General features: G+C 41.1%; 11 protein-coding genes. 7 read left to right on the top strand and 4 right to left on the bottom strand.

The genetic code is table 11. The features are described 5' to 3' along the window. Nucleotides 1-33: 33 nt before the first annotated feature. The 3 genes from M1F26_RS14810 to tolC form a co-directional block, all read right to left on the bottom strand. A complete protein-coding gene (locus M1F26_RS14810) occupies nt 34-1,197 on the bottom strand; it encodes a glutathionylspermidine synthase family protein (protein ID WP_004908587.1) in 1,164 nt (387 codons plus the stop codon). A gap of 6 nt (nt 1,198-1,203) precedes the next feature. After that, the gene (locus tag M1F26_RS14805; protein ID WP_004257725.1) at nt 1,204-1,908 is read right to left on the bottom strand and encodes a DUF1190 family protein; all 705 of its coding nucleotides are present in this window, start codon (nt 1,906-1,908) and stop codon (nt 1,204-1,206) included. 399 nt (nt 1,909-2,307) lie between these two features. Further along, a complete protein-coding gene (tolC, locus tag M1F26_RS14800; RefSeq protein ID WP_036958003.1) occupies nt 2,308-3,696 on the bottom strand; it encodes an outer membrane channel protein TolC in 1,389 nt (462 codons plus the stop codon). 305 nt (nt 3,697-4,001) lie between these two features. On the opposite strand from tolC, the gene nudF reads away from it, so the two are divergent. The 7 genes from nudF to ftsP all read left to right on the top strand — a co-directional run bounded on the left by nudF (nt 4,002) and on the right by ftsP (nt 13,096). Next, entirely contained in the window at nt 4,002-4,640 is a 639-nt protein-coding gene (nudF, locus tag M1F26_RS14795; protein ID WP_140171576.1) for an ADP-ribose diphosphatase, read from the top strand. A 143-nt stretch (nt 4,641-4,783) separates the two neighbouring features. Further along, nucleotides 4,784-5,623 carry a 3',5'-cyclic-AMP phosphodiesterase gene (cpdA, locus tag M1F26_RS14790; protein ID WP_004257710.1) on the top strand — a complete coding sequence of 280 codons (840 nt, stop codon included), beginning with the start codon at nt 4,784-4,786 and terminating at the stop codon, nt 5,621-5,623. A gap of 7 nt (nt 5,624-5,630) precedes the next feature. After that, entirely contained in the window at nt 5,631-6,212 is a 582-nt protein-coding gene (gene yqiA / locus M1F26_RS14785; protein WP_004257706.1) for an esterase YqiA, read from the top strand. A gap of 87 nt (nt 6,213-6,299) precedes the next feature. Continuing rightward, a complete protein-coding gene (gene parE, locus M1F26_RS14780; protein ID WP_094961099.1) occupies nt 6,300-8,195 on the top strand; it encodes a DNA topoisomerase IV subunit B in 1,896 nt (631 codons plus the stop codon). A gap of 33 nt (nt 8,196-8,228) precedes the next feature. Next, nucleotides 8,229-10,484: a DNA topoisomerase IV subunit A gene (gene parC / locus M1F26_RS14775; protein WP_096864070.1), complete on the top strand. Its 2,256-nt coding sequence runs from the start codon at nt 8,229-8,231 to the stop codon at nt 10,482-10,484. A 108-nt stretch (nt 10,485-10,592) separates the two neighbouring features. Next, nucleotides 10,593-11,327 carry a 1-acylglycerol-3-phosphate O-acyltransferase gene (locus tag M1F26_RS14770; RefSeq protein ID WP_140171577.1) on the top strand — a complete coding sequence of 245 codons (735 nt, stop codon included), beginning with the start codon at nt 10,593-10,595 and terminating at the stop codon, nt 11,325-11,327. Nucleotides 11,328-11,680: 353 nt separating this feature from the next. Further along, nucleotides 11,681-13,096, top strand: coding sequence for a cell division protein FtsP (gene ftsP, locus M1F26_RS14765; protein WP_140171578.1), 1,416 nt, complete (start codon nt 11,681-11,683; stop codon nt 13,094-13,096). Between the two features lie 67 nt (nt 13,097-13,163). Here ftsP and M1F26_RS14760 read toward each other — a convergent pair whose 3' ends face one another. Further along, nucleotides 13,164-13,778 (bottom strand): LysE family transporter, encoded by a 615-nt coding sequence (locus tag M1F26_RS14760; RefSeq protein ID WP_004257687.1) that lies wholly within the window; start codon nt 13,776-13,778, stop codon nt 13,164-13,166. Nucleotides 13,779-13,831: the final 53 nt, after the last annotated feature.

Here is a 13,831-nt window from a genome sequence, read left to right as displayed (position 1 = left end):
ATATTTGGGCTTTCCTTTTAACGTTAAATACGATTAGTCGATGATCGTATGTGGATAAAAGCGTGATAAGTCTTGAGTGATCAGTTCTTTATCTTCACGAATACAGATCCCCGCAGGTTGATCATTCACCAACCAGCTTCCGACTAAGGTGTAGTTACCTTCAAATTGTGGAAGTGGATGGAACTGTTGAATAATCATACCTTCTTCGCCGTATGGGCCGTCTGCGGCTGCAATTTCTTTACCATTTTCGATAATACGGATATTAGCGCCTTCACGAGAAAATAATGGCTTAATAACGTATTTTTCGAGTTCTGGCTGGGTTTTGCCATCCGCAAAATAGGCAGGCAGTAAATTTGGGTGATCTGGGAACATTTCCCATAACATAGGCAATAAAGCCTTGTTAGAAATGATGCTCTTCCATGCAGGCTCTAACCAGCGCACGCCAGCGTCTTGCAATTTAGTTGAGAAAATTTCTCTTAGCATAAATTCCCATGGATATAACTTGAACAGGTTACTAATCACCTGATCTTGGGTATCCGAAAACTCACCTTTTTCACCTAGACCAATTTCATCGATATATAAGAATTCAGTGGCAATACCCGCTTCATTTGCACAGTCTTGTAGATATTGAACGGTACCACGATCTTCTTCAGTGTCACGGCAACAAGACATATGCAACAAACGAAAACCATACTGATCTTTTAATTGCGTAAAGCGTTCGATCAATTGCTCTTGAATGCTATTAAACTGATCGGCATTTTCAGGGAGTTTTCCTGCTTCAATTTGATCTTCTAGCCAGATCCATTGGAAAAATGCAGACTCATATAATGAGGTTGGAGTATCCGCATTGTTTTCCAATAGCTTAGGTGGGTTAATACCATCGTAAGCGAGGTCAAGCCTGGAATATAAAGAAGGTTGCTCGCTTTTCCATGAGCTGCGAACAAATTCCCAACAATGCTTAGGGATCTGAAAACGTGCCATTAACTCATCGCTTTCAACAACACGTTCAACCACTTTTAGGCACATTTGATGCAACTGTTCGGTTGCATCTTCGATTTCTTCAATTTGTGCCATAGTAAATTGGTAATATGCATCTTCTGACCAGTAGGGCTCACCATACATAGTATGAAATTCAAAGCCAAACTCAGAAGCTTTTTCGCGCCAGTTTGGGCGCTCTACTATAGGAACTCGTTTCATTACTTATCAACCACCCATCGAACGGGAAGAAGAGGTTGATTTTGCAGAAGAAGATGAACGCTGTGCCATCGCTTGTTTATTTACGGTGTCACCAAAACCGCCACGGGTAACTGTTGAAGTTGTTGGTGGTTTAGGTGCCATGGCTGTTTTTGGTACGCTCATGGAACGGCCACCTGCAACAGCAGGGCCATAGCTTTTACCTGAAGCGTCAACAAACTTACCATTGGCAGGGCTAGCTGGGTTTTTTGAGCTGAATAATGGTTGTGATGCAGCGCTACCGCCCATCATACGGCCCATCATATAACCCATCATTAATGGCATCCACATACTACCGCCACTACTTTGGGCTTGAGCTGTTTGTTCACCATTTGTTGAGCTAGTGCCAGCAATACCTGCTTGAGCCGGAGCTTGAGTACACATAGCTTCACCAAACTCAGCAATACAGTCAGCTTGAGTTTCATATTTAGGTGCAGTTTTAGCGGCTTCTTGTAGCGCATTATTGTAGGCGATAGTGCACTGTTCTGCTTGTGATGGGTTCGCTTGGCTACAGTCTTGTGCGTTTGTGTACAATGAGACGGTTTCATCACTTTCTTCACAAGCGGAAAGCATAAATACGGCACTGACCGCAACAGCCACAGGCGCTAAACGGTATGAACGCCAAGACTTACGGAAGGCGCTCTGATTAATATCTTTGGTACGCTTCATGGTCATGGTAATTACCCTGAATTTAATTAAGTAAGATGTTTTTAGATGTTAGCTCTAGGATAGGGGATAAACGCTGAAAATTAAAGCAGAAATATAGGAGAAATGAGCTGAATTTATCATTTTGATAACTTTTTGCTATTTTTTCCTATTTAGCATGGTATTAGTTAAAGGGAAAAATAATATTTTTATTTTATATCAATGTGTTAACTATTGGTTGTTTTTTGCTCTAGTGCGCAGTATTAAGAGTGAGAATTAACTGAATTTGTGCCAGAGGCTAATGAAAAGGGGTTGTAAGCGGTTCAATTAGTGCAAATTAGCAATTCGAAACGATTTACTTGGCTTCCTTCAAAAAATAACCCGCTATATAAGCGGGTCATTATATCATTTTCAAATAAACTAAGAATTTTAATTCATTTTTGGCGCGTTGGTATTACGAATAATACTACTTGCAGAGGTTGAAATCTCTTTACCTAAATTCGCATTTAGGCGGGCAATATCGTCTTCGTTCAGTGTGCCACGAGCAAATTCGATATTCAGTTGGTTAATCATGTAGTCATAACGTGCATTAGACAGGTTTTGTTTCGCTTGGTATAGCGCAGTTGTTGCTGTCAACACGTCAACAATAGTACGAGTTCCTACTTGATAGCCGGCTTCCATCGCATCTAATGAGCTTTGTGCGGAAACAACGACTTGTTTGTAGGCATTAATGCTACTGATTGACGATGATACGTTATTAAATGATGAGCGAACTAACTGAATCACATTACGGTAAACGCTTTCTAGTTGTTCACTAGCACCTTGGAAACCATATTGTGCTTGTTCAACCTGAGAACTGACTGCGCCACCAGTATACAGTGGAATGCTTAAATTTAAGCCAATGCTATTTTGACCATTATAGCTGTTGGTCGCACCACCACCATATGGAGTATTATAACCGCTGCCGTGTTGGTAACTATTTGTGACTGATGTTGATGCATCTAAGTTAACTGTTGGCATGTGGCCTGTTTCTGCTAAGCGAATATTTTCACGAGAAACATCTTGTGCTAAACGTGCGCTTAATAGGCTGAGGTTACGCTCTTCTGCTTCTTTTAGGATAGCGTTGATATCGCCCAACTCATTGGTTTTAAAGCGGTCGATATTTAAAGAAGCAAGTTGGCTGTAGTACACGCCACTGACTTGACGCAGTTTTTCAATCGCATTTTCTAAATCATTGCGGCCAGCGACTTCTTGTGCAATAACGCTATCATAGTTTGCACGGGCGTTTTGCACGTCGGTAATGGCAACAAGGCCAACGTTAAAGCGTTGTGTAACTTGGTCTAATTGGCGATAAACCGCTTCTTTATTTGCTTCAATATAAGATAACGCGTCAATCGCTTTTAAGACGTTAAAATACGCAGTTGCAGTATCTAAAATTAATTGCTGTTGACTTGTTTGGTATGTGACATCAGAAATACCCGCGGTTTTTTCTTGGATAGTCAATTGACGCCATTTCGACATATCAAACACAACTTGAGTGAGTTTCAGTGAAGCATTTAAACCTGTGCTTTCAGTATTTCTTGCGTCACGGTAACCACTGCCGTAGCTAGCCCCTGCACCTAAACCTAATTGTGGCAATAATGGGCTGCGAGATTCATTAATTTTTTCAAAAGCTTGATTACGTTCAGCTAATGATTTTCTTAATTCAGGGTTACTTTCTTTGGATTTTTGGTAAACCTGTAGTAAATCTTCTGCATAGCTATTGGTACTGAGACCCACAAAACTCATCGAAATTAAAAGGGGAAGCAGTTTCTTCATTTTGATTCCTTGATTAAACAGCAAATTAAGTTGAGTCTGTTGCCTAAAACGTACCATGCCTAACTAGGCGATAGATATTAAATTATCCGTTTTAGAGACAGTTATTAAAAACAGACACTACGTTGCTCTTTGATTTGAATAATGGCGCTTATTGTAACAGAGTATCACTTCTATTAACGGTAGCCTTTTGTGCCATTTTGTCTCAATTTATTAAACATTACCTCATCTAAGGTTAAAAAACCTTAAAAACTGTTTTAATCCACAATTATTTCCTTAAGATGGAATAATTGGGTTTGGAGAATGAAATGACAAAACAAATAGAGCAGCCAATTAAATACGGCAAAAATGATGTTGAAATTATATCCAAGCGTAAATTATTTAACGGTTTTTTTCAAATGGTTGAATATCAATTTCGTCATCGCCTTTTCGCAGGAGGATGGAGTAAAGAAATTCGCCGTGAAGTTTTTGAACGCGGCCATGCTGGCGTGGTTTTACCCTATGATCCGAAAACAGATAGTGTTGTTTTAATTGAACAAATTCGGTTGCCAGCGATTGAGACTAGTGAAACACCCTGGTTACTTGAAGCGGTAGCTGGAATGATAGAGCAAAACGAATCACCGGAAGAGGTTATTCGTCGTGAGGCCGTTGAGGAAGCTGGGCTTATTATTGGTCGCACTGAAAAAGCGGTAAGTTATCTTTCTAGCCCTGGCGGTACGACTGAACGTATGCATGTATTTATCGGTGAAGTTGATAGCAGCCGAGCGAAAGGTGTTCATGGGCTAGCGTCAGAAAATGAAGATATTTGTGTACATGTGGTTAGTCGAGAGCAAGCTTTTCAATGGGTTGAAGACGGCACAATTGATAATGCAGCAACAGTGATAGCGATTCAATGGTTACAACTTCACTATCAAAAACTTCATGAAAAGTGGATGAAACTGTGTTAAATAACGATTAATCTGATGAAGTGTGTGCTGATTATCAGAAAGTTGGAAAGTAAAGCTTTAAGATAGTTGTAAGTATGTTGAGCTTTTATATAGTTGTAATGAATAGATTAGGTACTAAATAATATTTAAGAAAAGGAATACTTTTGGACAGCCAGCTTGAAGTGACTGCAAAGAACTCTAAAGTTGTGAGAATTTTACAGGTTACTGATACGCATCTTTTTGCTAATACAGAAAATACGCTTTTAGGGGTAAATACTTACCGTAGCTATCAGGCGGTACTTGATGCTATCTCAGAGGAAAATCTCCCAATCGACTTAATTGTGGCGACAGGGGATTTAGTTCAAGACCAATCACCACAAGCTTATCAGCATTTTGCGGATGGTATTGCGCGTATTCCTGCTCCTTGCGTATGGCTTCCTGGTAATCATGACTATCCACCGGCTATGGTCAAAACACTCAGAATTGCTGGGATTTCAAGCGCTAAACAAGTTTTAATTGGTGATGAGTGGCAAATCTTGATGCTTGATAGCCAACTTCAAGATGTACCTCATGGCGAGCTTTCTGAACAACAGTTAGAGTGGATGAAAGCCAGCTTAGATGCTGAACCTGAACGTACTACATTGATTATGCTGCATCACCATCCTCTAGCCTCGGGTTGTACTTGGCTTGATCAGCACAGTTTGAGAAATTCACATATTTTAGCTGATTATTTAAAAAGCTACTCAAATGTTAAAGCGATGCTATGTGGCCATATTCACCAAGAAATGGATGAAAACTGGCACGGTATTCGGTTGTTGGCAACGCCTTCTACCTGTGTGCAATTTAAGCCTCACTGTACTAATTTTGCGCTTGATACCGTCGCGCCAGGTTGGCGATATTTAGAATTAAGTATTAATGAACAAGGGCAAAGGCATATTACAACCCGCGTTCATCGCTTAGATACAAGGGAATTTAGCCCTGACCTTGACTCAGACGGTTATTAATTCGCTTATGTCAACTCTACTTTATATTCATGGTTTTAATAGTTCTCCTCAATCAGCTAAAGCTAATAACTTAAAGCAATGGATTGAGGTGAATTATCCGCAAATTAATATGATTGTACCGCAGTTACCGAATTACCCTCAGCAAGCTCAAGCTATGTTGGATGATATTGTCCAACAGCATCCGCATGAGAAAATGGGGTTAGTCGGCTCTTCGCTCGGCGGTTATTTTTCAATTTGGTTTTCAGAGCGTTATCAGCTTCCTGCTGTCGTCGTAAACCCTGCGGTACGTCCTTTTGATTTACTGCAAGATTACTTAGGCGACAATACAAACCCATATACTCATGAACAATATGTGTTGGAAGAAAAGCACATTAATGAGCTAAAATCCTTATACATTGAAAGATTAACATCCCCTCAGCTTATCTGGTTGTTACAACAAATGGGCGATGAAGTACTTGATTATCGAGAGGCTGTTGCCTATCTTTCAAAGTGCAAACAAACTGTGGAACCTGACGGTAATCATGCCTTTATTGGTTTTGACGCTTACTTTTCTCAAATTGTTGATTTCCTACAATTGGCAGAGAAATAGTGTCAAAACGTATGAACACTGTTATTATCAACAGTAACTCACTGATTGAATAGTTCAATTAATCACCTATTACCGCAGAATGACAACATGACTCAATCTAGTTATAACGCAGAGGCCATTGAAGTCCTCAGTGGTTTAGAGCCTGTTCGCCGTCGTCCGGGGATGTATACCGATACCAGTCGACCGAACCATTTGGCTCAAGAAGTAATTGATAATAGCGTCGATGAAGCGCTTGCGGGGCACGCGAGCCATATTGAGGTTATTTTACATGCCGATCAATCCCTTGAAGTAATTGATGATGGGCGCGGTATGCCTGTCGATATTCACCCAGAAATGAAAGTGTCAGCGGTTGAGCTGATCCTGGGGCAATTACATGCGGGGGGGAAATTCTCCAATAAAAACTACCAATTCTCAGGTGGTTTGCATGGTGTCGGGATTTCTGTCGTCAATGCGTTATCAAAACGTATTGAAGTTACTGTTCGTCGTGATAGCCAAGTGTATCAAATTGCCTTTGAAAATGGCGATAAGGTTGAAGATTTACATGTAATAGGGACTTGTGGAAAACGCAACACAGGGACTAGCGTGCATTTTTGGCCAGATGGCAGCTATTTTGATAGTCCAAAATTTTCAGTAACTCGTTTAACTCATAATTTAAAAGCCAAAGCTGTTTTATGCCCTGGCGTGAAAATCACGTTTAAGGATAAGCTCAACGATACAGAGCAAAGTTGGTGCTACAGTGACGGGTTGACCGATTACCTAATGGAGTCAATTGACGGCCTTGAAGCGTTACCTCCAAAGCCATTTACAGGTGAATTTTCAGGGGAAACAGAAGCCGCACAATGGGCGTTGCTCTGGTTGCCTGAAGGTGGTGAATTACTGACGGAAAGCTACGTTAACCTTATCCCAACAGCACTAGGTGGAACCCATGTTAATGGTTTACGCCAAGGGTTGCTCGATGCGATGCGTGAATTTTGCGAATTCCGCAATATATTGCCTCGTGGTGTTAAGCTCTCAGCAGATGATATTTGGGAGCGTTGTACTTATGTGCTTTCCGTTAAAATGCAAGACCCACAATTTGCGGGGCAAACCAAAGAGCGTCTGTCTTCTCGTCAATGCGCTGCGTTTGTTTCAGGCGTGGTAAAAGATGCCTTCAGTTTATGGCTTAACCAAAACGTGCAAGTGGCTGAACAGCTTGCAGAAATGGCAATTTCTAGCGCGCAGCGTCGAATGCGTGCAGCGAAAAAAGTGGTGCGTAAAAAACTCACCAGTGGCCCTGCTTTACCGGGTAAATTAGCTGATTGTAGCTCGCAAGACCTGAGTATGACGGAATTGTTCCTTGTAGAAGGGGACTCCGCAGGGGGCTCTGCAAAACAAGCGCGTGACCGCGAATACCAAGCTATCATGCCGCTACGCGGTAAAATTCTCAATACATGGGAAGTGTCTTCTGATGAGGTTTTAGCTTCCCAAGAGGTACATGATATCTCTGTTGCCATTGGAATAGACCCTGATAGCGAAGACCTTAGCCAATTACGCTATGGGAAAATTTGCATCCTTGCGGATGCGGACTCCGACGGCTTGCACATTGCTACATTGCTATGTGCGTTATTTGTCCGTCATTTCCCAACATTAGTAAAAGCAGGGCATGTCTATATGGCAATGCCGCCGTTATATCGTATCGATTTAGGCAAAGAAACGTTTTACGCCCTTGATGAAAGCGAAAAAAATGCTGTACTTGAACGCCTTAGCCGCAAGCGAGGTAAACCCAATGTTCAGCGATTTAAAGGGCTGGGGGAAATGAACCCACTGCAATTACGTGAAACGACATTAGATCCAAATACTCGTCGTCTTGTACAGCTAATTATCGATGATGAAAACTACCAAGAAACACTTGCGGTCATGGATATGCTTCTTGCGAAAAAACGCTCTGAAGATCGCCGTAATTGGCTGCAAGAAAAAGGCGATATGGCTGAAATTGATGTCTAATATCCGAATTGCGATGAGAAAGGAACGAATTGAATGAGTGAAATTACTCATGATGGCGTAGAGCGCTTACCGCTTCATGCTTTCACTGAAAATGCCTATCTGAACTATTCGATGTACGTCATCATGGATAGGGCATTACCGTTTATTGGCGATGGGCTTAAACCTGTTCAGCGCCGTATTGTGTATGCAATGTCAGAACTTGGCTTAAGCAACACTGCAAAATATAAAAAATCCGCCAGAACTGTGGGTGATGTTCTCGGTAAATATCATCCACACGGTGATATCGCTTGTTATGAAGCGATGGTCTTGATGGCGCAGCCGTTTTCTTACCGTTATCCGCTGGTGGATGGTCAAGGAAACTGGGGGGCACCGGATGACCCTAAATCATTCGCAGCAATGCGTTATACCGAATCACGACTATCCAAATACGCTGAAATTTTACTCAGTGAACTTGGTCATGGCACCGTCGATTGGGTACCAAACTTTGATGGTACGCTAAACGAGCCCAAAATGTTGCCTGCACGTTTGCCAAATATTTTGTTAAACGGTACAACGGGTATTGCGGTTGGGATGGCGACAGATATTCCACCACATAACGCCCGAGAAGTGGCTCAAGCTTTGGTTGCTTTATTGGATAAACCTACGCTAAATCTTGATGACATCATGGCATTTGTGCCGGGACCCGATTTCCCTACAGAAGCAGAAATTATTTCTTCCCGTGATGATATTCGTAAGATTTATCAAAATGGGCGCGGCTCTGTACGCATGCGTGCGGTGTGGGAAAAAGAAGATGGTAATGCTGTTATCACGGCTCTACCTCATCAAGTTTCTGGGGCGAAAGTTTTAGAACAAATCGCCAGCCAAATGCGCGCGAAAAAATTGCCTATGGTTGAAGATTTACGCGATGAATCTAACCATGAAAACCCAACACGTTTGGTGATAGTTCCACGTAGTAATCGTGTTGACCTTGAACAGGTTATGACGCATTTATTTGCTACAACGGATTTAGAGCGTAGTTATCGCGTTAACCTTAATATGATTGGTTTAGATAACCGACCTGCGGTAAAAGGGCTTGTTGAGATCTTAAATGAGTGGATTGCTTACCGTCGCCAAACTGTACGTAATCGCTTAAATCACAGGTTAGAAAAAGTATTAAGACGCTTACATATTTTAGATGGTTTATTGATTGCTTATCTGAATATTGATGAAGTCATTGAAATTATTCGTACAGAAGATGAACCCAAAGCGGTTTTAATGTCACGTTTTAATATCAGTGATACCCAAGCTGAAGCTATTTTAGAGTTAAAATTACGCCATTTAGCCAAGCTCGAAGAAATGAAAATTCGTGGCGAGCAAGATGAATTAGCCAAAGAGCGCGATGATTTACAAGCGATTCTTGGGTCTGAAAGACGTTTAAATACGCTGATTAAAAAAGAGATTCAAGCTGACGCCAAAGATTACGGTGATGACCGTCGCTCCCCATTGCATGAGCGTGAAGAAGCGAAAGCAATGAGCGAACATGAAATTTTACCGTCAGAACCGATTACCGTTGTGCTTTCTGATATGGGGTGGGTGCGAAGTGCTAAAGGGCATGATATCGAGCCGACTAACCTAAATTATAAAGCGGGAGATGGTTTTAAAGGGGCTGCGCGAGGTAAGTCAAATCAGGCGGCGGTGTTCCTTGATACGACAGGGCGCAGCTATTCTGTGGACCCACTGGAATTACCTTCAGCGCGTAGTCAAGGTGAGCCTCTAACGGGTAAATTAACTCTGCCTCCAGGTGCATCCATTGAACATGTATTGATGGCGCCTGACGAGCAAAAATATTTAATGGCTTCTGATGCAGGGTACGGTTTTATTTGTACCTTCAATGACTTAGTCACTAAAAATAAAACTGGTAAGGCCTTAATTTCTTTGCCTGAAAATGCAAAAGTATTGGCACCAATTGAACTGCATAATGAACAGGAAGATTTGCTGTTGGCAATTACCAAGGCAGGGCGTATGTTAATATTCCCTGTGGCGGATTTACCCCAACTTTCAAAAGGTAAAGGGAATAAGATTATCAATATTGCAGGTGCGCAAGCGGCAACTGGCGATGATTTATTGACTTGGTTGATGATTTTGCCTGTGGGGGCATCAATGACCTTGCATTTCGGTAAGCGGAAGCTGAAGTTTAAAGCAGAAGACTTACAAAAATATCGTTCAGAACGAGGTCGTAAAGGGACGTCGTTACCGCGTGGAATGCACAATATTGAGCGTATTGATATTGAGCCAGTAGAGTCTGAATAATTAACAAAGAACAAACCTTATAAACCTTTTTAGTATGAACTTCAAAAGGTTTATAAGTAGATAATATTTATCATGGAGCTGAAAAGCTTCTTACAATTTGGGGTTAGTATGTTAGCGCTTATTAGAGCGATCATTGTTATTATTTATACGATTGCGGTGTGTGTAGGGGGGGGGATTTACTGTCTATTTAGCCCTCGTAACCCAAAACACGTAATGACATTTGGTCACATGTTCGGGCGGTTATCAGTCGTTTTTGGGGTTAACATTATAAATCGTGTACCCGAGAAAGCTAAGAGCTATGGCCCGAGTATTTATATTGGTAATCACCAAAACAATTACGATATGGTGACTATGTCAAATGGGGTATTACCAAGAACGGTAACCGTTGGTAAAAAAAGCTTGGTTTATATACCTTTTTTTGGCTTTTTATATTGGATAACGGGTAATATTTTAATTGACCGCGCTAATCGCTCTAAAGCCCATAACACAATCACGCAAGTTGCTGACCAGATTAAAAAACGTAAAATTTCTGTGTGGATGTTTCCTGAAGGTACTCGCAGCCGTGGTCGTGGTTTACTGCCATTTAAAACGGGGGCATTTCATGCAGCGATTGCAGCAGGGGTACCGATTGTGCCTGTTTGCGTTTCTAGTACACAAGGTAAAATTAAGTTAAACCGTTGGAATAACGGTAGTGTCATTATTGAAATGTTAGACCCGATCGATACATCGCGTTATAGTCGAGAGCAAGTGAGGGAATTATCTGAACATTGCCATGCTTTAATGGAAGCAAAAATTAAAGAACTCGATCTCGAGGTTGAAGAAATGGCAAAGCAAGGGAAATAACCCTAACTAATTGAATTTATTTTAAAAATAGGCAATATATAAATATTGCCTATTTTTTTAGGTTGAACACAGAATACACCGACTTGATTATCGTCTACTCTTCTTATCTTCCCTTTTTAATTACTTACCTTACTATTTATAATTCTATTAATTAAATTTTTACATATTAGATAGATATTTTTAGAATTTAGCCTTTTTTCGCGATATCATGGCTCACAAATTATTATGGTCTTAAGTTGTTGCATCTAAGTAGTTATATTACTAGCGCCAACCTGAAATTAGCCATCTTATTGGCTGAAAATTTATAATATTAAATAATAAAATGCGCTGGAATTTTGTTTAGCGGAGAATTTATGTCATTCAATCGATGCCAAACCCTGATAGCGGCAGGGATGGCTCTATGTTTGTCTTATGCACCTATTTATGCGAGTGCAGAAGGGGCGACAGTTTTACCTGTGCCACCGTTATTAGAATCACGGTCGGGACAGCCATTATTTTTAACATTACAAAAAATTCATTGGTCTTTTGATGGAAAATATTCGGCTGATATTTGGGGAGTAAATGGTTCTTCCCCTGGGCCGACAGTCAAAGTAAAAAATGGTGATGATATTAAACTGATTTATAGTAATCGCTTACCTGAAGCGGTTTCGATGACAATCAGTGGGTTGCAAATACCAGGAACACAAATTGGTGGAGCGGCAAGGTTAATTTCACCTAATGCAGACTGGTCTCCGGTGATCCCAATACGCCAAAACGCGGCAACGCTTTGGTATCATGCCAACACTCAAGGAAAAATGGGTGAACAAGTCTATAATGGCTTATTGGGTATGTGGATCATCGAAGATGATGTGACGAAAAACCTGCGTTTACCTAAACACTATGGTGTTGATGATTTTCCTGTCATTATTCAAGATAAGCGTTTAGATAATTTTGGCGTCCCTGAATACAAAGCCGATGAAAATGGGTTTTTAGGCGATTCATTACTGGTTAATGGCGTACAAAATCCATACATTGAAGTTTCTCGAGGGTGGGTACGTCTACGGTTATTAAATGCGTCGAACTCCCGTTATTATGTAATGAAAATCAGTGATGGTCGCCCATTTTCATTGATTGCATCTGATCAAGGGTTATTAACCGTACCTGTTAGTGTTCAGGAACTCCCATTAGCGCCGGGTGAACGGCGTGAAGTCTTGATTGATATGGCGAAAACGCAAGAGTTAACCATTACTGCGGGCGAGTCGGCTACCTTTATGGACCGTTTAAAAGGGCTATTTGAACCATCGAATAGCTTAATTTCAACCAATGTATTAACTATCAAGGCAACTGGATTAATGTCATTGGTAACGGATGGTTTACCGGCACAATTAGTTGAAGATAAAACGCAAGTCACATCCAGTATTACACAACGTAATATTCACCTTAATGATGGTTTTGGTATTAACAATGCGACTATTGATACAAACAGGGTTGATTTTTCAAGCCGCCAAGGCAATTGGGAGCGTTGGGTTGTGACGACGAATGAACCGCAAGCATTTCATATTGAAGGTGTGCGCTTTAAGGTCTTAAACCGTAATGGTAAACCAACACCGCCAGAAGATTATGGCTGGAAAGATACAGTGTGGGTTGATAGCCGAGTTGAATTATTAGTTCAAATGATGCAACCGTCCTATAACCATTTCCCGTTCTTATTTTATAGCCACAATTTAGAGAAGGCGGATTTAGGGTCTGTAGGGCAGTTGGTTGTTGCACCGCAAGACACCATGCAATAATTCGTATTACAACAATATTGAATATCCAATAAGCAGGCATTTAGCCTGCTTTAGGTTGTTGACAAAGCTAGCTTAGCGCCACTCGAATACCAAAGGCGATTAATACAACGCCGAGAACCTTATCAACATATTTTTGCACTTTTGCTAGGCCTTTTCTTACAGGGGCACTTTGGATTAAAAACACTAAAATAGGCCAGTAGATGACGGCTAAACCCCAAATAATAAAGGCAAACCACAGCTTTTCGCCAACAGTGGAATTAATATCTAGCACTTGGGTAAAAACCGCTAAAAAGAACAGCGTGGCTTTTGGGTTTAATACATTACAGAGAAAACCTTGCATAAAGGCTTTTTTGAATGAAACAATTTCGTGTTTACTGGTCGTAAGATCAACGCTATGGCCGGATTGCGGAAGTAAGCTTTTGACACCGATCCAAATTAAATAGGCCGCACCTGCGTATTTTAAGATATTAAACAGCCAAGGTGTGGTGGTAATTAAAACAGCTAGGCCCGCAACGCAGTAGGACATATGCAACGCGATAGCGACTATCACACCACATGCAGACATTAATGCCGCAGAGCGTTGATAGCGAGCTGAGTTTTTGACAATTAAAAAGAAGTCAGGCCCTGGAGAAAGCATACCGAGTGCCGCGATGGTCGCAACCATAATACTCGTTTCGTACATTTTTGATCTTTTTTCCCGTTCAATGTTGGTAAATAAAAATGACCGACTAAATA

Origin of the sequence: Providencia sp. PROV048 (genome assembly GCF_033688165.1) — a bacterium.
Taxonomy (GTDB): Bacteria; Pseudomonadota; Gammaproteobacteria; order Enterobacterales; family Enterobacteriaceae; genus Providencia; species Providencia hangzhouensis.
This window is presented reverse-complemented; position numbering and strand designations above follow the sequence as displayed.